Raw genomic sequence first — 20,230 nt, forward strand, 5'->3', positions numbered from 1 at the left:
CAGGAGATGAAGCAGGAGATGTCAGAAACAGTCACCGAAATAGCAGTTTCAGCCGCATCTACGCACAATGCTCCAGACAATATCTGTCCGGAATATGGTTGTGCCCGGGCACTTGCCAATGGTAACCATGGTGATCCCTATAGCTGGCTAGGGATGCATTTGGTGGAGGGAGAAAAGAATGCCCTCGTTGTGCGTGTTGTGTTGCCAGGGGCGCTGAAAGTTGATGTGCTGGACGAAAAAACGGGTAAAAAGGTAGCGAGTTTAGCGCCCGTTTCCGGCGCTGAGCCGTTGTTTGTCGGTAAAATGGGGCGCCGTGTTAAACCATTCCCCTATTTGCTTCAGGTTACTTATCCCGCCGCGGAGCACACCTTACGTGATCCATACGCCTATGGCTCACAGTTAAACAATGATGACACTTACCTGTTTAATGAAGGACGGCAGCAGCAGGCATGGCAGTTTCTCGGGGCTAACTGGCACCAGCTTGGCGAACTCAGTGGCGTGCTCTTCTGTGTCTGGGCGCCCAATGCCAAATCTGTGTCACTGATAGCCGACTTTAACCATTGGGATAAGCGGCGCCATAGCATGCGTAAGCATCCTGCTTCGGGCATTTGGGAGATTTTTATTCCCGAACTGCAGGGACATGAACACTATAAGTTCGCCATTCAAACCGCAAGTGGCGACTGGCATGAAAAAGCTGACCCCTATGCTCGCGCGATGGAGCCGCCGCCCTATAACGCATCAATCGTGCCACTGCATGAAGCATGGCAATGGCGTGACAGCCATTGGATGAAGAAGCGAGCTGCTACTGCGTGGCATCAAGCGCCAGTCAGTATTTATGAAGTGCACCTCGGCTCTTGGCGTCGTAAAGGTGACGATGGCCGTGATTACCTCAATTATCAAGATGCAGTCACGCATCTTATTCCTTATGTGAAGGAGATGGGCTTTACTCATGTCGAGTTTATGCCGCTAAGCGAATATCCCTTTGATGGCTCGTGGGGATATCAGCCGGTAGGCATGTATGCACCGACATACCGCTTTGGTGATGCTGCGGGATTAAAAATGTTGGTCGATGCATTTCATCAAGAAGGCATTGGCGTGATTTTAGATTGGGTACCGGCACATTTCCCTAAAGATCCTCATGGCCTGGGCAATTTTGATGGTACCTGTTTATATGAGCATCAGGATCCGCGCCGAGGCAGCCATCCTGATTGGGACACCTTGATCTATAACTATGGTCGTAAAGAGGTACAAAGCTTTCTGCTCAGCAACGCCTGTTATTGGTTACAGGAGTTTCATATCGACGGCTTACGGCTAGATGCTGTTTCTTCAATGCTTTATCTCGACTACAGCCGTAACCCCGGCGAGTGGACGCCGAACCAGTTTGGTGGCCGTGAAAATATTGAAGCCATTGATTTACTAAAAGATCTCAACAGTCGCCTGTATGCCAGTTATCCCGGAATTATGATGATTGCCGAAGAGTCTACGGCGTGGGGCGGTGTCAGTCGTGATGTGAGTAGTGGCGGGCTCGGCTTTGGTTTTAAATGGAACATGGGCTGGATGCACGATACTTTGTGTTACCTCAGTCGTGATCCCATCCACCGCAGTTATCATCACCATGAGATGACCTTTTCCATGGTGTATGCCTACACCGAGCAATTCATTTTATCGCTGAGTCATGATGAAGTCGTGCACGGTAAGCGCGCACTGATCGAAAAAATCCCCGGTGATGATTGGCAAAAGTTCGCCACGTTGCGAGCTTACTACGGCTTTATGTGGGCACATCCTGGCAAGAAGTTGCTGTTCATGGGGAATGAGTTTGGCCAGCGTCGCGAGTGGCAACATGATTTCAGTCTCGACTGGCATTTATTGCACTTTGCGCCGCACAGTCAACTCAAACAGTGGGTAGCTGATCTGAACAAGCTTTATGGCGAGCAAGCGGCGCTGTGGCAACAAGATATGGATGGCAGTGGTTTTGCTTGGTTGGATTGCACCGATGCTGCCAGCAGCATTTTAGCGTTTTGTCGTTTCGACAAGCATGGCAAGCCCATGATTATCGTCAGTAATTTCACTCCAGCCACAAGGCAAGGTTACCGCATTGGTTTGCCGCAGGCGGGGCAATACCGCGAATGTCTCAATAGTGATAGTGAGTTCTATGGTGGTTCAAACGTCGGTAATGGCGGCGAGATCCATAGTGAACCACAGCCCTGGCAGGGAATGTCTCATTCGGCGGTGATCACTTTGCCGCCGTTATCTACAGTCTATTTTTCGTTGCTGGAGAATGACGAATGTTAATGCGTCAGGGTCAACCTTATCCCCTGGGCAGTACCGTTATTCGAGATGCTGGCGGGCAGGTGCGCGGAGTTAACTTTGCGTTGTTTTCAGCGCATGCCACGGAAGTGGAGTTGTGCTGTTTCGTGCAAGAAATCGGCGGTCATTGGCGTGAAATTGCGCGTTATGTGTTGCCCGAGCATCGGCAGCAAATTTGGTGTGGGTTCTTGGAGGGCGCAGAGGTGGGATTGTGTTACGGCTATCGCATCAAAGGGCCGTATCAACCACATCTCGGACACAGATTTAATGCCAACAAGTTGCTATTAGATCCCTATGCCCGCTGGCTGAAAGGCAATTTGCAGCCAGGCCCATGGATGTTGGGGTATGCCCGTGTGGATGAAAGTGGCAAGCCGTTGGATGTTGAGCGGCAACTAGAACAGTCCGATTCAGACCGCGATATCGCCAATCGTCAAAAGGTGGCCGCCGATGGTGATATCGGTGATGACACGCTGATCAACGGTGTGGATAACGCTTGGGCAATGCCGCGTTCGGTGGTGGTCGAAGATAAGCCTTATGCCGGTGAGCGTTTGCCGTCGCGGCCGTTAGTGTCAGAAGTGATACTTGAGCTGCATGTCAAAGGGTTTACACAGCAATTTCCAGCTATAGATGAGCGTTTAAAAGGGACTTATGCCGGACTCGGCAGTCCCGAGGTGATTGAATATCTGCAATCGCTGGGGGTGACCTGCGTAGAACTGCTACCCGTTCATAGTTTTTTTTCTGAGCCGTTCCTGAATGATAAAGGCATGAGCAACTACTGGGGTTACAACAGTGTTGGTTTCTTTTGCCCACATAGAGGCTACTGTGCTACCGATGATGGCATAGGCGAGTTTCAGCAAATGGTGGCCAAGTTTCACCAGGCGGGAATTCGTGTCATTTTGGATGTGGTGTACAACCATACTGCTGAGGGGAACCGCCTCGGGCCTATCTACAATTTTCGCGGCATTGATAACTTAAGTTACTACCGTCTGCATCCCAATGATAAACGCTTTTACATCAACGACACCGGGTGCGGTAACTGTCTTGATATCAGCCATCCTCGGGTGTTGCAGATGGTGATGGACTCGTTGCGTTACTGGGTCTCTGTGATGGGCGTTGATGGCTTCCGTTTTGATTTAGCCAGTTGTTTAGGAAGAGAGCCAAATGGCTTTGCAACTGGTGCCGGATTCTTTGATGCATTGCTGCAAGATCCGGTGCTCAGCGGCGCCATTATGATTGCAGAACCTTGGGATATCGGTCCAGGTGGCTATCAGTTAGGGCAGTTTCCGTTGCCATTCTCTGAATGGAATGACCGTTACCGCGATACCGTCAGACGTTTTTGGCGCGGCGATCTCGGCATGTTGCCTGAACTGGCAAAACGGCTACACGGCTCTGGCGATCTGTTTGAGCATTCTGGTCGTGGTCCATGCAGTTCGGTCAATTTTATTACCAGTCACGATGGTTTTACCTTAGCCGATCTTGTGAGTTACGAGCAGCGCCACAACGAAGCCAATGGTGAAGAAAACCGCGATGGTCACCATGAGAATTTCAGTGCTAACAATGGCATTGAAGGGCCGAGTGATGATGCCGAGATCGTGGCTTTGCGTCAGCGGCAACAGCGCAATATTTTGGCGACTTTGCTGTTATCGCAAGGCGTGCCGATGATGTTAGCGGGCGATGAACAAGGCAACAGCCAGCGCGGTAATAACAACGCCTACTGTCAGGACAGTCCTATTGGTTGGCTTGATTGGAGCTCTGATGCGGCGGCTGATGCTATGCGGCAATTCTGCCAGCGAGTCATTAGCCTGCGACGCCAATCAAGCATCTTTCAATCGCCAGAATTTATTCATTCATCAGATCCGACCGAGCGTCAGGTACTGGGTTGGTATGACCGTCTTGGTGATGCCATGACCTGGAAACACTGGGCGGAAGGCCATTGTCGCAGCTTACAACTATTGCAGAAAATGACCGATGACGAAGGCAACATTGAAATGTTGCTATTGCTATTACATGCCGCAGAAGAACCGCGCGAATTTGTGGTGCCTGAAATTCTCGTCGGTTGCCGTTGGCAGCCGCTGTTGTGCACCACATCAGCAACAGGACAACCACAGCATCCCAATGCACGTTATGCCGCCGGTAAAACGCTGCTACTGGAACCAAGATCATTAAAATTACTGGGCGCCGTGATGCCAGGTGAACAGGGATATGGAAAGAGGAGTAACGCATGACTGACGCGTCAAAGAAAACCTCGACCAGAAGGTCGTCCGCTAGCACCACTGCAAAAACAGCAGCCAAAAAGGCTGTCACTCCTAAGGTGATTAAGGAGACTTGTGAACCCTGTGATTCGTTAAAAGTCGCCTTTGGCCGGCAACTACGTTATGACCTGAGCCGCGATGATCAATCCGAAGCTGGGATGTTCCATGCGTTAGCCATTGCGGTTAAAGAGCAACTCTTGGATAACTGGCGTGATACTCGCAAAGCCGATATCCAGCAGGGGAAAAAGCATGTGGCATATCTGTCGCTAGAGTTCCTGATGGGACGAGCGATGGGCAATGCACTGTTGAATATGAACCTTACCGATGAAAGCCGAGCTGTGCTCAATGACTATGCGGTCTCGCTCGAAGCGTTAGAGCAACAGGAGCACGATGCTGGTTTGGGCAACGGTGGTCTGGGGCGGCTTGCGGCGTGTTTTCTGGACAGTTGCGCTACCCTCGATTTATCTGTTACCGGCTATGGTATTCGTTATGAATATGGCATGTTTCTGCAGAAAATCGTGGATGGTTATCAGGTAGAACAACCCGATCGTTGGTTGCGGGATGGCAATCCGTGGGAAGTCCGAGTGCCGCAACACAACGTGACGGTTAAGTTTTTTGGTCACACGCATAGCTATACCGACGCCAATGGCCGCTGCCATATGTTGTGGAGCGATACGCAAGATGTGGCTGCCGTTGCTTACGATATGCCGGTGCCGGGGTATCGCAACGGGCGCGTTAATACACTGAGATTATGGAAGGCGGAAGCGACGAACGAGTTTGATCTGGCTGAATTTAACCAAGGGGATTATACCGAAGCGGTTGCGGCGAAAAACCTCGCAGAACAGATCACTATGGTGCTCTATCCCAATGACAGCAGTGAAAACGGTAAAGAACTGCGTTTACGTCAGCAGTACTTCTTGTCATCTGCCAGTCTGCAAGATTTGCTGCGTAACTGGGTTGGCCAGCACGGCATGGACTTTTCTGAATTTGCCAAATTAAACGCAATTCAATTGAACGACACCCACCCGGCGATCGCCGTTCCTGAGTTGATGCGGCTATTGGTGGATGTCTACGAAATGGATTGGGACCCAGCATGGGACATAGTAACCCATTGTATGGCCTATACTAATCATACCTTGTTGCCAGAAGCGTTAGAGCGTTGGCCGGTGCGCATGTTCCAGTACATGCTGCCACGCATTATGGAGATCATCTTTGAAATCAACGCGCGTTATCTTGACCAAGTGGCGCATCGTTGGCCGGGCGATACCGCAAAATTGCGCAACATGTCGATTATTGAAGAAGGTCCGGTACCGCATGTTCGCATGGCATATCTGGCGATTGTGGCATCTTATTCAGTCAATGGTGTGGCGGCATTGCACACTGAATTGCTGATGAGCGGTCTGTTCCGCGATTTTTATGAGTTATGGCCAGAGAAATTTAATAACCGTACTAATGGTGTAACTCCACGGCGCTGGATGGCCTACTGCAACCCTAAATTGGCGTCACTGATTAGTAGCAAGTTGGGCGATGCTTGGGTGACCGATCTCGCTAAACTCGAAGGTTTGAAGAAATTTGCCGATAACAGATCCTTTGCCGATGCTTGGTACAAAGTAAAACAGGAAAACAAAGCTGAGCTGGCTAAGTTGGTAGCCGAACGTTGTCACGTCGAGTTTGATACCGCAATGATGTTTGATGTGCAGGTAAAGCGTATTCACGAGTACAAGCGACAGTTGCTGAATATTTTGCATGTCATTCACCTGTATCAACGCATTATCAATGGCGATACCCAAGGCATGCAGCCTCGTTGTGTGTTGATTGGCGGGAAAGCGGCACCGGGCTATGCGATTGCTAAGCTGATTATCAAATTGGCCAATAACGTCGCACATATGATCAATTGCGATCCTAAGGTGAACCCTTGGCTTCGTTTTGCATTTCTGCCGGATTACAACGTCTCCGCTATGGAAACGATCTGCCCAGGAACTGATTTGTCTGAGCAGATTTCCACTGCCGGTAAAGAGGCATCTGGTACCGGCAATATGAAATTTATGATGAATGGCGCGATGACCATCGGCACGCTTGATGGTGCCAACATCGAAATGTTGGAGCAGGTCGGCGATGATAATTTCTTTCTGTTTGGCCTCAACGCAAAACAGGTAGAAGAGTTACGCCGACATTATCGCCCATGGGAATATATTTCCGCGTCAGAAGGGCTTAGCGGGGTTATGTCATTACTCAAGAGTGGCCACTTTAACCTTCAGGAACCGGGAATTTTTGATCCGCTGGTGATGGCAATCGAATCGCCAACAGATCCTTGGATGCTCGCCGCTGATTTTGAAGCATTTCGTATAGCACAACTTGATGCTGCGAATGCCTACCAAGACAGGCAGCGATGGACCGCAATGAGTATTCTTAATACTGCAGCGAGTGGCCGTTTCTCAAGCGACTTCACGATTGCAGGCTATCGGGATCATATCTGGAACGCTAAATAGGTGTTCTACCATTTTTGGTTTTGGGGAGACGGAGCTATATGCCAAATTCCAGTCCGCGTTATATCAGTAATCTGACTCGAGATACTTATGCGTTGATTCTCGCTGGCGGTAGGGGGAGCCGCTTGCATGAATTAACAGACTGGCGTGCCAAGCCAGCACTGTATTTCGGAGGGAAGTTTCGGATTATTGATTTTCCATTGTCTAACTGCATCAACTCAGGCATTCGCCGAGTGGGTGTAGTGACACAATACAAGTCACATTCGCTCATTCGCCATATCATGCGCGGTTGGGGCCATTTTAAGAAAGAACTGGGGGAGTCGGTAGAAATCTTGCCTGCGTCTCAGCGTTTTTCCGATAGTTGGTATCAAGGTACGGCCGATGCGGTATTTCAAAATATCGATATTATTCGGCACGAGTTACCGCGTTATGTGATGGTGTTATCGGGCGACCATGTTTACCGCATGGATTATGCGGGTTTGCTAGCGGCGCACGCAGAATCTGGCGCTGATATGACCTGTTGTTGTATGGAAGTCCCGGTAGAGGAAGCGGCTAATGCATTTGGTGTTATGGAAGTTGACCATAGCAATCGTATTCTCGGCTTTCAGGAAAAACCTGCTCATCCCAAATCCGTTCCCGATAATCCCGAACTTTGCCTCGCATCTATGGGGAACTATGTGTTCAATACTGAGTTCCTGTTTGAACAGTTGCGCAAAGATGCGCAAAACGCGGAATCACGCCGTGATTTTGGTATGGATATTATTCCTTCAATCATTGAACAACATAATGTTTACGCCTATCCGTTCCGCAGCGCCTTCCCTAATGAGCCCGCTTATTGGCGCGATGTGGGAACCTTAGATTCATTCTGGTTAGCCAATATGGAGTTGTTGTATCCGACACCGGCGCTCAACCTTTACGACGCCAAATGGCCCATCTGGACCTACCAAGAGCAATTACCCCCTGCCAAGTTTGTGTTTGATGATGATGGTCGTCGCGGCATGGCGGTGGATTCGGTGGTGTCCAGTGGTTGTATTATTTCCGGGGCAACGGTACGCCACTGTGTATTGTTCAACGAAGTGCGGGTTTGCTCCTACTCACTGGTTGAGGATTCGGTGATCCTGCCCGATGTGGTGGTGTTGCGTAACTGCAGAATTAAAAAGGCAATTATCGATCGCGGTTGTATTATTCCCGAGGGAATGGAGATAGGCTTTAACCATGATCATGACCGAGCTAAAGGCTTTAGAGTCTCCAAAGATGGGGTCGTGCTGGTCACTCGAGATATGCTAGGCCTGCCAGTGGGATATGAATAATGCAGCAATCGCCAAATGCGCGTGAAGTGTTGATGTTAGCGGCAGAGAATGCCGCATTGAAAGGTGGAAAAGTGGGAGGAATGGCTGATGTGATTCGGGATCTTCCCGGCGCATTAGCCAAGCAAGGCGTCACCGCCCATATTGTGATGCCCGATTACGGTTTTCTCGCCAGAGAGCAGCAAGCGGAATATATGTGCGAGTTCCCAGTGCATTTCGATAGCGGTCATTTTTTAATGAAACTTTATCGTATGCCAAACCCGCAGCAACAAGGCGCGCTAATCTATTTGTTAGCGCACCAAATGTTTGTCTCTCCTGGACATGCAATCTATACGCAGGACGCCCCCGGACGTCCATTTGCCACCGATGCAGGAAAGTTCGCGCTCTACTGTACTGCTGTTGCCACCGCCTTGTGTGCTGGCTTTATTCCGATGCCAGCACGTTTTCATTTGCACGATTGGCATTGTGGTTTTTTTGCTATGTTGCGCCACTATGTTGCAGAGTATCACGCGTTGCAGGATGTACCTGTGGTACTGAGTATTCACAATTTGGCGATGCAGGGAATTCGTCCGCTTCGTGGTGATATCTCATCGCTGGAAGCTTGGTTCCCTGAGCTACTGAGGTTACCTCAACATCAATTAAACCCGGTGATTGATCCGCGCTACCCAGATTGTGTCAATCCGTTGCGGGCGGCGATTACCCTAAGTGACGCAGTTCATCTCGTGTCGCCCGGTTACGCAGAAGAGGTGTTGCAACCCTCGCAGCATGAGCAAGGCTTCTTTGGCGGTGAAGGGTTAGAGCTCGATCTGCAATATATTCAACGAAAAGGTAAGCTATACGGCATCCTCAATGGGTGCGAATATCCTGAGCAACCGACCACTGAACAAGAGCGCGAGAAAACCAAACGTAAGTTAGTGTCGCTCGCTAACGAAGCGCTCATGTATAAACTCGGTTTCAGCGAAACTGTTCACCCATCGGAATTGATTGCGCAAATTCGCTTGTTTCAGCAGCGTCGACCTAAAAGCTTTTTGATGACCTCTGTTGGTCGTTTAACGGATCAGAAGATGCTGTTGCTACGCCAACCTTGGCAAGGTTTGATTGTGCTCGATGGGGTGCTTAAGCGACTGAAACAGTGGGACGAAAAAGCACGCTTTTGGCTGCTTGGCAGCGGTGATGATGCGATTGCGCGCCAGTTTAGTGAAGTCGCTGCGCGACATGATAATTTTCTGTTTATCAACGGCTACCATGAAGAGCTTTCCAATGCCCTGTATCAGTGCGGTGACCTGTTCATGATGCCAAGTTCATTTGAACCCTGCGGTATCAGCCAGATGTTGGCGTTGCGAGATTCACAGCCCTGTTTAGTGCACGGTGTCGGCGGATTACGTGACACTGTGGTTGATGGCAAAAATGGCTTTACCTTCAGTGGTGATAATCTGCAAGAGCAGGCGGCAGAGTTGCTCAATACTCTCGACCGTGCTCTCAGTCTCTATGGCTCTCCACCGTGGCAGACTATGGTGAAAAACGCGGGCGGCTGTCGTTTTGACTGGCAAGCCAGCGCTAAGCGTTATGTGGATGAGTTATATGGATTTGCTTGACTGAGTGATAGTTCGGGCGCTGTGCTAAACTTGACTTAATCGCTTCATTTTAAGGGTTATAAGTCGTAAATGGCGCCCAATATTGTGCTGGTCATTGTCCAAAATGCTGCGCTTTTATTAGTCTTGGTCATTGCTTACGAAGCGATTCCGCTTAATAGCAACTCCCGCTATAAATACGCTTGGCAACTGCTGGCCGGTGTCATCATTGGCGGTCTCTGTATCGCTTTAATGCTGACACCTTGGCGGCTAGATTCCGGTATCATTTATGATGGTCGTGCCGTTTTGCTCTGCATGGCCGGGCTATTTTTTGGTGCAGTCCCCGCGCTATTTGCCGCGCTCATTGCCTCTTGGTTTCGCCTCTCTATTGGCGGTATTGGTGCCGAAGCCGGAATGGCCGTTATCTGGGCGTCGGTGCTGGTAGGGCTGATGTGGCGTTATTGGCGCCACTACCGTCACGAAGTGTTGCAAAGCATCAACATCGGCGAGTTGTTGCTGTTTTCAATTGTGGCGCAACTGCCCATATTAACCGCGAATCTGCTATTGCCTGCCGATATCGCCATCGAAGTGATGTTCTCGTTGGCATGGCCTGCTTTCACCATATTCCCTCTATCAAATGCCTTACTAGGTTTCTTGTTGTCGCAGCGACTGCAACATAAGCTGGATCAGAAAATTAAACTGCAAGATGAGTTTCTGTTTCGTTCACAATTTGATGTCGGCAACATCGGCATTTCTATTGCCAATGCTGATATGCATTGGCTCAAGGTTAACCCGGGCTTATGCCGCATGTTGGGTTATAGCGAAGAAGAAATGCTGGCGATGACCTGGGCCGATGTTACGCATCCGCAAGACTTAAAGACCGACCTTACCCAATATCAGCGCATGATGGCTGGCGAAATCGATTCTTATGAATTGGAGAAGCGTTTCATAAAGAAGAACGGAGAGGTGGTCTATTGTCAGATCACCGTTTCGTGTAAAAGACAGGCAGGTGCGGTTGCACTGGTTATTGCGGGTTACATTGACGTCACGGTTGCCAAAGTGGCAGAGCAAAAGTTGTCAGCCAGTTATGATGAATTGGAACTAGTATTGGCGAGCAGTGGTTTAGGTTACTGGAATTGGCATATCCCGACCGATAAATTTGTGGTCGACCAACGCTCTGCGGAAATTATGAGGTGCTCTCTAGAGACGCTGCTGAAGGGTGGCAAACAGTTGTGGTACAGCACGATTGAACCGCGCGATCTCAAATCCCTATTGCATCAGTTAGATTTACACCTTGAAGGCAGAACGCCGCACTTTAGCTGTGAATTCCGTTTTCAGCGCTTTGATGGGCAACAACGTTGGATGCGCGTTAATGGCAAAGTAACCGAACGCAGCGACCAAGGCGCTGCTATCAATATTTGCGGTGTGCATGAAGATATTACTGAGCAAAAGCAACGGGAGCACTCGCTACAGCTTGCGGCCTCTGTTTACAAGCACAGCACTGAAGCAATGACGGTCACCAATAGCAAAGGCCAAGTCCTCAATATTAATCCTGCATTCTCTGCGATAACCGGTTTTCGAGAGCAAGACGTGATAGGACAGCACGTCAGTTTGCTAAAAAGCCAGCACCACAGCGCGGAAGATTATCGACATATTAGACAAGAGCTTAACCGCGAGAAACGTTGGCAAGGTGAGCTCTGGTTAACCTGCAAAGATGGCCACGAAATTATTGTGTGGATATCGATTAATACCTTGACCGATAAAGAGGAACACGATCAACGCTGGGTGGCTTTGTTTTCTGATATCACCGAGAAGAAAAACAGTGAACGTCTGATTTGGCAGCAGGCAAATTATGATCCGTTAACCGGATTGCCGAACCGCCGCATGTTCTTGGAACAGATGAGCAGTGAAATTCGTAAAGCTCATCGCCGTAGTTCAAAACTGGCATTGCTGTTTTTAGATTTGGATTACTTTAAAGAGGTGAACGATACCCTCGGGCACGATATGGGCGACCGTCTGTTACAGCAAGCCGCGAAACGACTGAAAACCTGTGTGCGTGAATCGGATCTCGTCGCACGTTTGGGCGGCGACGAGTTTACGCTGTTGCTGATGGATGCCAATGACAGCAAAGGGATTGAGCGCGTTGCGCAGCAGATCTTACAGCAACTTGCCGAACCGTTTCAGTTAGGTGATGAAAACGCTTATATCAGTGCCAGTATTGGTATCACGTTATTTCCTGACGATGGTGCCAGCGAAGAGATATTACTGAAGCATGCGGATCAGGCGATGTATGCCGCGAAAGAGCAAGGTCGTAACCGCTTCAACTACTTCACTCACTCAATGCAGCAACAGGCGCGCTATCGGATGAAACTTATCCAAGAGTTACGAGAAGCGGTCACAGGCAATCACTTTGAGATCTATTATCAGCCGATTACCGATCTCAATACACAGCAGGTGGTGAAGGTGGAAGCATTAATCCGTTGGCCACATGCGCATCGAGGTCATATTCCTCCCGCTGAATTTATTCCGGTCGCGGAAGACACTGGCTTGATTATTGATATTGGTGATTGGGTGTTCTATCAGGCCGTACAGCAAGTGGTGGCTTGGCGAGAGACATACGGCATAGATATTCAAATCAGCATCAATAAGTCGCCAATTCAGTTTCGCGATGAAGGCGCGCGTTTTGACGCTTGGTTAAACTACCTAACGCAGAATTCGGTTGCTGGTGGCAGTATTTGCATTGAGATCACCGAAGGCTTGTTGCTTGAAGCCAATGACAATGTTTCCACAAAACTGCTGCGTTATCGCGATGCTGGAGTACAAGTGTCGTTAGATGACTTTGGTACTGGCTACTCGTCATTGGCCTATCTAAAACGGTTTGACATCGATTACCTTAAAATTGATCGTTCGTTCACCAATCAACTTGATGTCGACGAAAATAATGTCACCTTGTGCGAGGCCATTATTGTAATGGCACATAAGCTCGGTATTAAGGTGATTGCAGAGGGGGTAGAGAGCCAGCAACAAGCCGATATTCTTAAGGGCATGGGCTGCGATTATGCGCAGGGATATTTCTATTCTCACCCTTTGCCTACCGAGCAGTTTGAACAAGCATACCTTAAACATAATAAGCGCTTACGTGGTTAGTACGCCTAATGGCTTTACGCAGTTTTGTTTGCCGAAAGCACCTTTGCCTAAGTACACTTAGCCCAATTTTAGCGTCTGCTGCAGCCTATGACGTTTTCTGGTCTTATCGCTCGCTAGTGATAGTGCCAATAACGTCATCTCTTTTGGCTATTCCCGATTAATGCTCGGGTCACAGCATCCTTAGCAAGGCACTAGCAGACGAATTTTATTTTCTCCCTATGGATAAGCTCATGATCCTCGCCAATATCCCCACCAATGTGATTACCGGCTTTTTAGGTGCGGGTAAGACCACTTTTATCCAAGCGCTATTAAAAGCAAAACCCGAACATGAAACTTGGGCAATATTGGTTAATGAATTCGGTGAGATAGGTATCGACGCGAGTTTGATGCAAGGTTCTGACTCTGTCGTTATTCGGGAAGTCGCGGGCGGCTGTTTATGCTGTGCTGCTGGCGTGCCACTGCAAGTGGCGGTAACGCAATTACTCGCTAAAGCTAAACCTCAGCGTTTGGTTATTGAGCCAACGGGGCTAGGGCATCCACAGCAGATCATGCAGGTATTGGCGTCGTCGCAATTTCAGCAAGTGTTGACGTTGCAAAGCAGCTGTTGCGTGGTCGACCCGCGTTCGTTACAGGATAAACGTTATCGTGAACATGAAACGTTTTTGGGGCAGTTAGCCAGCAGTGATATCTGTCTGTTGAGTAAGGCGGATTTATGGTCCGATAGCCTTAATGTAGCGGCAGCCTTGGCATTACTTCCTACTGAACTCGTGCCTGCCACTCGTTATCAATGGAGTCGAGAACAAGCGATTGATAACGCTTTACTCGAACGACTGATGCAGCCTAGTGATGTTGTAAAGCGTCAGCAATCTCAGCCGAAAATGCGTCGAAGCGCCAGTTTGATGTCTACAAATGTCACCACAGGTTTAGGCGTGGCAATACCAAGTGATGATGGAGTGGAAACATCATTTGATGAGTTAGGGATCATCTTTAAGCAACAACAGGCGGAAGGACATTTCAGTTACGGTTGGCGTTTTAGTGCCGATTGGGCCTTCGCGTTTCAGGCATTAATGCAGTGGATTGAGTCGCAGCCATGTGAGCGTCTTAAAGCCGTGATGATTACCGATGAAGGCATTATTGCGGTGAATCGCCTACAGCAGGAAATGACGCTTGCAGAAGTGGATGATGCCATGGAGTCACGACTGGAGATCATCAGTCAGTGCTCATTGGATGTTGAAGTGTTGCACCAGAGCTTAATTCAATGTCGCTGGCTGGAGTCTTATCTGTAAATGAGTGCGAACTTTGCAACAACGCCTGAGACGGCAAGCGTGATGGATGCTAGCCAAGATGACATGGCAACACAACCCGTTGCTAAGCTGTTTTGGCGCTACGCGATGCCAACCGTGGTGTCGATGTTGGCCACTGGAATTTATGTCACCGTTGATGGCATGTTTATTGGGCATTTTCTCGGTGAAACAGGCCTTGCGGCAATTACGCTTGCCTATCCGGTTGGAGCAGTGATCTATGCCATTGGGGCATTGGTGGGTATGGGCAGTGCCGCACTTGCTTCACTACAACTAGGCAAAGGCAATATCCTCGCCGCGCGGCAGATCGTTGGTAATAGCGTGCTGGTGTCAGTCATTGCCGGTGTTCTACTCGCGGTTGTCGGCATTAGTTTTAGAGAGCCAATCCTGCAACTGATTGGGGTTACGGGGGAAGTCCTACGTTATTCCAAGTCCTATCTATTCTGGTATTTCCTGCTGAGTGTGTTTCCGGTGTTGTCGATGACCTTCACTGCGATGTTACGTAATGATGGTTTTCCTGGACGTGTCACGCTGATTCAAATCGGCTGCGGTGTACTGAATATCGTGCTTGATTGGCTGTTGATTGTGGTGATTCCGTTGGGGTTTGCCGGTGTCGCCATCGCCACCATGTTGTGTCAGGGCGTGGCGGCATGGCTATGTATGCGTCACTTTTTTGCTGCTGATTGCCGTTTGCGTATTGGTCGCGAGCAGCTACGGCTTAACTGGCAGTGGACGCAACAGATGCTGCGTCTGGGGTTGCCTAGCATGATGATGACGCTGTATCTCTCTGTGGTGCTGACGCTGCATAATCTCGCGTTTCTCTGGCAAGGTTCAGCAATCCATTTAGCAGCTTATGGTGTGGTGAGTTACACCGAAGCGATGTTTTATCTCATCTTTGAAGGTATTGCCCTCGGCACGCAACCTATCCTCAGTTTTAACGTCGGCGCGGGACTATTCCATCGAGTGCGCCAAACCGTCAAATTGGCACTAGGGCTGAGTTTAGTGGTGGCGTTTTTAGGCATGAGTTTGATCTACAGTAGACCGGAATGGTTGGTATATCTGTTTGCTGGTGATAATCCACAGCTAACACCTTATGCCGTTGACGGCATGTATCTCTATTTTTGGGGCTTGCCGATGGAGGGCATGGTGTTAGTTGGCGCCAGCCTATTTCAAGCGATGAATCGCCCTAAAGAGGCCAATCTGCTCACGGGCAGTAAGTTAGTGTTAATCGCCATACTGCTGGCGGTGTTGGGCACACTATTTGGCGTTAGCGGAGTATGGATCTCCTTGTCGTGTTGTAGCACTATGTTGGCGCTGTGGATGCTACGCAAATTTGTGCTGTTACAACAGCGAATGTTGGCAAGTTAAATGTCCAGCCCATCGAATAATGGCAGGATAAAAGTTGCCAGTTTTACGTTCCTAACAGGCCATGCAACTATAAAAGTGTGATATAAATAACATAATTCAATTAAGGTTCATGGGGGATAAAAGTTGTGACCGCTAAACGAATCGTTATTGTCGGAGGTGGCGCCGGTGGCTTAGCGCTGGCCTCAAAACTTGGTCGAAAACTTGGCTTATCAGGCGAAGCTGAAATCTGCCTGATCGATAAGAGCCCGGTGCATATCTGGAAGCCCAAGTTGCACGAAGTCGCTGTTGGTGTGATTGATCAGTCGGTAGAAGGATTGCTGTATCGTGACCACGGTTTGAAGAACGGTTATCGTTTTTTGCGCGGCGAGATCAACGATTGTAACCCCGAGAAAAAATGCGTCTATCTATCCCGCGTATTGAATGACGAAGGTGAAGAGCTGTTAGGTGAGCGTGAAGTCAGCTATGACTACTTAGTGCTGGCTATCGGCAGTATTTCCAACAGTTTTAATACACCTGGCGCTGAAGAACACTGTATCTTTCTTGATAGCCTCGATAGCGCCAACCTATTCCATAAAAAGCTACTCGACGAACTACTCCTGCTGGATGAAACCAGTGAAAAACTCAGTATCGGCATTGTCGGCGCTGGTGCAACCGGGGTTGAGCTGGCTGCAGAGTTGCATCATGTGTTGGAATCGGTAAAAGAATACGGTTACCTCAATATCGACAAATCGCATCTGGAAATCCATTTGGTTGAAGCGGCGCAGAAGATTCTGCCAGCGCTGCCCGATAAAGTCAGTGCTCGAGCACAAACCGTGTTGGATCATATTGGGGTGCGTTTGCATATCGGTGTACAGGTAAAAGAAGTGGTTAAGGAAGGCTTTATCACGCAAGACAACGTGCTGATTAATTCCGGCCTCAAAGTCTGGGCTGCTGGTGTTAAAGGGCCTGATGCACTGAAAAGTTTTACCGATTTGCCGATTAGTAAGCGTAATCAGATTGAGGTGGATGCCTGCATGCGCGTGAAAGGTCATGAGTGCATTTATGCCATTGGCGACTGCGCTATGTTGATCCAAGAAAGTGGCAAACCTGTACCACCGCGTGCTCAAGCTGCGTCCCAAATGGCTGAAACTCTGTTTCAAAACTTGCTCAATCGAATGAAGGGCAAGGCGGAAAAGCCGTTTGAATATCGTGATTATGGATCTTTGGTATCGCTCAGTCGCTTCTCTGCGGTAGGGAATTTGATGGGCAATCTGCGTTCACGTTCGCTGTTCATTGAAGGCTACGTGGCGCGTATGATGTATCTGTCGCTGTATCAACGTCATCTAGCGAGTCTCTATGGTTGGTTCTCGGCTTCGGTATTTAGTTTGGCGCAGCGTTTGCTGAAATGGCAGCGGCCTAAGTTGAAACTGCATTAATCGCATTCGGTGATTCAATAGGGAAGCTGAGGCTTCCCTTTCTGTTTTCTGGGTTGTTTAAAAATCCCGCAGTCGATGCAAAATCCCGCGTTTCATGGCTCCTGAGTCACAGTTTGTTATGGTTTTGTATTTTTATTCGCGAATGAAACAGGGTATAACTACGGGCTAGGGAAAAGCGCTTCCTGATAATTGGAACATAAAATTTAGAGTAATAGAGCCCTCAAGGAGCTTTAAATGACCCAAGCAATTTCACTGTTAGATCCAGCTAAACATGCCGATCTTAAATTTAAAAAACCTTCTTTTGAGCATGTAGCAAATGAGCATTTGATGCCAGTAAGCCTGCACGAAATCATGTACGCAGCTACTGATACCCCAGTTGTATTTGTTAAGGCAAATGCTGAATCTGACGATTTCCAAGCAGTAATGATGCTGGGCTTAAAGCCACAACAAAACCTGCGAGTTAAAGAAGGTGAGTGGGTTGGTACTTATGTACCTAACGTGCTGCGTGACTACCCTCTGGCTGTCGTGCTGGATCCAGAGCAAACTGATCGTGTTTGGTTTGGTATTCGTGAAGAAAGCGAACTGCTGAGCAAAGAAGAAGGCGTAGCACTGTTTGAAAACGGTGAAGAAACTGAAGCGCTGAAAGAACGCCGCGAACTGGTTCTGCGTCATTTCGAGCAAGATCAACAATCGCGTGCGGTACTGAAATTCTTGGCTGAAAAAGAGTTGCTGGTACAACAAACCTTGACTGTTGAAGTGAAAGGTGAAAAACGCAACATCAACGGTATCTATCTGATCGATGAGCGCAAGTTGGCAGAGCTGAGCGACGAAGATTATCTGGATCTGCGTAAGAAAGGTCTGTTGGGCCCTATCTACAGTCACCTGACGTCACTGAACCAAATTCCACGTTTGGTATTGGCAGAGTCTGAGCTGTAATTATTGTTAAGCTTAGCGATCTGAAAGGGCGGTATTTACCGCCTTTTTTATTGGCTGAAAAGCGGCTAGAGCGGAACACGCCAAATTTCAGGTATAAAAAAAGCCACTATAAAGTGGCCTTAAAAATGGTGCCGGCACCAAGAGTCGAACTCGGGACCTACTGATTACAAGTCAGTTGCTCTACCAACTGAGCTATGCCGGCATCAAGTGGTGCCCGAACCCGGAATCGAACCAGGGACACGCGGATTTTCAATCCGCTGCTCTACCAACTGAGCTATTCGGGCAACTGATTTCTTTATCAGTCATTACTTTCGCGGAACACACAACTTCCTGCCCCGCCGAAGTGGTGCGTATCATATAGCAGGACATTTTACTGGCGCAAGTCCTTTTTAATCTTGAATGTTTTATTCGCTTAGTTAATGCACAAATCAGTTGTGGCCGGGCAATAGTTGTACAGAAACGACAAAATTATGCTGCTTTGGTGAGGTCTTATGGGCGGATTGGTGCTGAAAGCTCACCGGTGGCAATGTCACGACTTCCTGATAAACCCAGAAAAGCGCATAATGCGCCTTTTCTTATCGCACGTGTTTCAATTGGTCAATTTCATTTTTATCAGGGATGTATATGCAGACTGAGCCAACGACTCTCTCCTCTAAACTTATCCTGCTGATGGCGATCGCGACCGGGGTTGCTGTCGCCAATAACTATTATGTTCAGCCACTGCTCGATACCATAGCGCAAGCATTTGGCATTTCCCACGCGCTGGCCGGTAGTGTCGTTACTGCCGCACAGCTTAGCTACGGCCTAGGCTTGTTTTTCTTAGTACCGCTCGCAGATTTAGTTGAGCGGCGTCGTATGATTGTGCTGTTAATGCTGTTAGCCACCAGTGGTTTGTTCGTTAATGCGATAGCACCTAGTGTCAGTTGGTTGCTTGTCGGCACAGCCATTACTGGTGGTTGCTCCGTGGTGGCGCAAGTGTTAGTGCCGCTTGCTGCCACTCTGTCTGCACCTGAGCAACGCGGTAAAGCGGTTGGCACCGTGATGGGCGGCTTACTGCTAGGTATCCTGTTAGCGCGTGTTGTGGCAGGGACGATTTCCTCCTTGCTGTCATGGCAAGCGGTGTATTGGGTAGCGGCTGTCGCCATGTTGATTTGCACTGTGTCTCTATGGCGCTCGTTACCTAAATATCAGCCACAAGTTTCGCTCAGCTACCGGCAGTTATTAGGCTCGGTAATTTCGCTCTTTAAAACCGAACCGGTATTGGCGCAGCGCTCGTTTCTTGGTGCGCTCAGTTTTGCTATGTTTACTCTGTTTTGGACGCCACTAGCGTTTGTGTTGGCAAATCCTCCCTATGAATATTCGGATGCGGTTATCGGCCTGTTTGGTATCGCAGGTGTGGCTGGGGTTGTGGCGGCTAAATGGGCGGGGAAACTTGCTGATGGCGGTAAAGGCAATTGGGGCAGTTGGATTGGCTGGATAGCGGGGCTTGTGAGCTGGTTGTTGCTGTTTTTAGCCGATCATTCGCTGCTGAGTATGTTGTTTGGCATTGTGTTATTGGATCTAGCGGTACAGATGGCGCATGTCAGCAATCAGAATGTCATTTATGCACTGCAACCTGAAGCGCGTAACCGTTTAAACGCAGGCTATATGACCAGCTACTTCGCCGGTGGGGCGATTGGTTCCTACATTTCCGTTGTGCTTTATCAATGGCACGGTTGGTTTGCGGTTTGTTGTGGTGGCGTGATGTTGTCACTGGTTGCTATCACCTATTTGGCTGCGACTCAGCGCAAATCTCAGGCGTAATTTTCGCGCATAAAAAAGGCTCCTTCAGGAGCCTTTTTTATTCTAAAAACAAAGATTAATCTTCATCTTTTGGTGGAACGTAACCTTCCACATGGACTTCGCCACCTTCAAACAAGAAGGCCACCATTTGTTCTTCAAGCAACTTGCGATCGTCTGGATTCATCATGTTGAGTTTTTTCTCATTAATCAACATGGTTTGCTTATTCTGCCAGAGCGCCCATGCTTCTTTACTGATGCTATCAAAGATCTTTTTACCCAATTCGCCTGGATAAAGTTGAAAGTCCAGCCCGTCGGCGTCTTTGTCGAAATAAACACAATGAACTGTGCGTGCCATAAT

12 protein-coding genes and 2 tRNA genes are annotated in these 20,230 nt (G+C 48.9%); 11 read left to right on the forward strand and 3 right to left on the reverse strand.

The features are described 5' to 3' along the window. Nucleotides 1-6: 6 nt before the first annotated feature. From glgB to HR45_RS02270, 10 genes are all read left to right on the forward strand, one after another. Entirely contained in the window at nt 7-2,292 is a 2,286-nt protein-coding gene (gene glgB, locus HR45_RS02225) for a 1,4-alpha-glucan branching protein GlgB (RefSeq protein ID WP_241461038.1), read from the forward strand. Next, nucleotides 2,286-4,532, forward strand: a complete 2,247-nt coding sequence (glgX, locus tag HR45_RS02230; protein ID WP_037439239.1) for a glycogen debranching protein GlgX — start codon at nt 2,286-2,288, stop codon at nt 4,530-4,532. The genes glgB and glgX overlap by 7 nt, the downstream gene beginning before the upstream one ends. Beyond that, the gene (locus tag HR45_RS02235) at nt 4,529-7,048 is read left to right on the forward strand and encodes a glycogen/starch/alpha-glucan phosphorylase (protein ID WP_037439241.1); all 2,520 of its coding nucleotides are present in this window, start codon (nt 4,529-4,531) and stop codon (nt 7,046-7,048) included. The genes glgX and HR45_RS02235 overlap by 4 nt, the downstream gene beginning before the upstream one ends. Before the next feature lie 38 nt (nt 7,049-7,086). Further along, nucleotides 7,087-8,355, forward strand: a complete 1,269-nt coding sequence (glgC, locus tag HR45_RS02240) for a glucose-1-phosphate adenylyltransferase (protein WP_037439243.1) — start codon at nt 7,087-7,089, stop codon at nt 8,353-8,355. Continuing rightward, nucleotides 8,355-9,947, forward strand: coding sequence for a glycogen synthase (locus HR45_RS02245; protein WP_241461039.1), 1,593 nt, complete (start codon nt 8,355-8,357; stop codon nt 9,945-9,947). Before glgC ends, HR45_RS02245 begins: the two co-directional genes overlap by 1 nt. A 69-nt stretch (nt 9,948-10,016) precedes the next feature. Further along, nucleotides 10,017-13,070 carry an EAL domain-containing protein gene (locus HR45_RS02250; protein WP_037439245.1) on the forward strand — a complete coding sequence of 1,018 codons (3,054 nt, stop codon included), beginning with the start codon at nt 10,017-10,019 and terminating at the stop codon, nt 13,068-13,070. A gap of 230 nt (nt 13,071-13,300) precedes the next feature. Further along, complete coding sequence (locus HR45_RS02255) at nt 13,301-14,356, forward strand: CobW family GTP-binding protein (protein ID WP_037439444.1); 1,056 nt, start codon at nt 13,301-13,303, stop codon at nt 14,354-14,356. Beyond that, a complete protein-coding gene (locus HR45_RS02260) occupies nt 14,357-15,739 on the forward strand; it encodes an MATE family efflux transporter (RefSeq protein WP_081933354.1) in 1,383 nt (460 codons plus the stop codon). 125 nt (nt 15,740-15,864) lie between these two features. Further along, nucleotides 15,865-17,154: an NAD(P)/FAD-dependent oxidoreductase gene (locus tag HR45_RS02265; protein WP_037439247.1), complete on the forward strand. Its 1,290-nt coding sequence runs from the start codon at nt 15,865-15,867 to the stop codon at nt 17,152-17,154. Nucleotides 17,155-17,388: 234 nt separating this feature from the next. Next, nucleotides 17,389-18,090 (forward strand): SapC family protein, encoded by a 702-nt coding sequence (locus HR45_RS02270; RefSeq protein ID WP_037439249.1) that lies wholly within the window; start codon nt 17,389-17,391, stop codon nt 18,088-18,090. 126 nt (nt 18,091-18,216) lie between these two features. On the opposite strand, the gene HR45_RS02275 is transcribed toward HR45_RS02270, so the two are convergent. Continuing rightward, nucleotides 18,217-18,292, reverse strand: a tRNA-Thr gene (locus HR45_RS02275). Between the two features lie 6 nt (nt 18,293-18,298). Beyond that, nucleotides 18,299-18,374 (reverse strand) — tRNA-Phe (locus tag HR45_RS02280). 340 nt (nt 18,375-18,714) lie between these two features. Between HR45_RS02280 and HR45_RS02285 the strand changes: the two genes are divergently transcribed. Next, the gene (locus HR45_RS02285; RefSeq protein ID WP_037439251.1) at nt 18,715-19,893 is read left to right on the forward strand and encodes an MFS transporter; all 1,179 of its coding nucleotides are present in this window, start codon (nt 18,715-18,717) and stop codon (nt 19,891-19,893) included. 55 nt (nt 19,894-19,948) lie between these two features. Here HR45_RS02285 and HR45_RS02290 read toward each other — a convergent pair whose 3' ends face one another. After that, nucleotides 19,949-20,227 carry an oxidative damage protection protein gene (locus HR45_RS02290; RefSeq protein WP_037439253.1) on the reverse strand — a complete coding sequence of 93 codons (279 nt, stop codon included), beginning with the start codon at nt 20,225-20,227 and terminating at the stop codon, nt 19,949-19,951. Nucleotides 20,228-20,230: the final 3 nt, after the last annotated feature.

Source organism: Shewanella mangrovi (assembly GCF_000753795.1).
Classification (GTDB): domain Bacteria; phylum Pseudomonadota; class Gammaproteobacteria; order Enterobacterales; family Shewanellaceae; genus Shewanella; species Shewanella mangrovi.

Coding starts and splice junctions, on each gene's coding strand:
- HR45_RS02285 (WP_037439251.1), top strand. CDS start 18,715: ATGCAGACTGAGCCAACGACTCTCTCCTCTAAACTTATCCTGCTGATG.
- HR45_RS02270 (WP_037439249.1), top strand. CDS start 17,389: ATGACCCAAGCAATTTCACTGTTAGATCCAGCTAAACATGCCGATCTT.
- HR45_RS02255 (WP_037439444.1), top strand. CDS start 13,301: ATGATCCTCGCCAATATCCCCACCAATGTGATTACCGGCTTTTTAGGT.
- HR45_RS02235 (WP_037439241.1), top strand. CDS start 4,529: ATGACTGACGCGTCAAAGAAAACCTCGACCAGAAGGTCGTCCGCTAGC.
- glgB (WP_241461038.1), top strand. CDS start 7: ATGAAGCAGGAGATGTCAGAAACAGTCACCGAAATAGCAGTTTCAGCC.
- HR45_RS02250 (WP_037439245.1), top strand. CDS start 10,017: ATGGCGCCCAATATTGTGCTGGTCATTGTCCAAAATGCTGCGCTTTTA.
- HR45_RS02290 (WP_037439253.1), bottom strand. CDS start 20,227: ATGGCACGCACAGTTCATTGTGTTTATTTCGACAAAGACGCCGACGGG.
- HR45_RS02245 (WP_241461039.1), top strand. CDS start 8,355: ATGCAGCAATCGCCAAATGCGCGTGAAGTGTTGATGTTAGCGGCAGAG.
- glgX (WP_037439239.1), top strand. CDS start 2,286: ATGTTAATGCGTCAGGGTCAACCTTATCCCCTGGGCAGTACCGTTATT.
- glgC (WP_037439243.1), top strand. CDS start 7,087: ATGCCAAATTCCAGTCCGCGTTATATCAGTAATCTGACTCGAGATACT.
- HR45_RS02260 (WP_081933354.1), top strand. CDS start 14,357: ATGAGTGCGAACTTTGCAACAACGCCTGAGACGGCAAGCGTGATGGAT.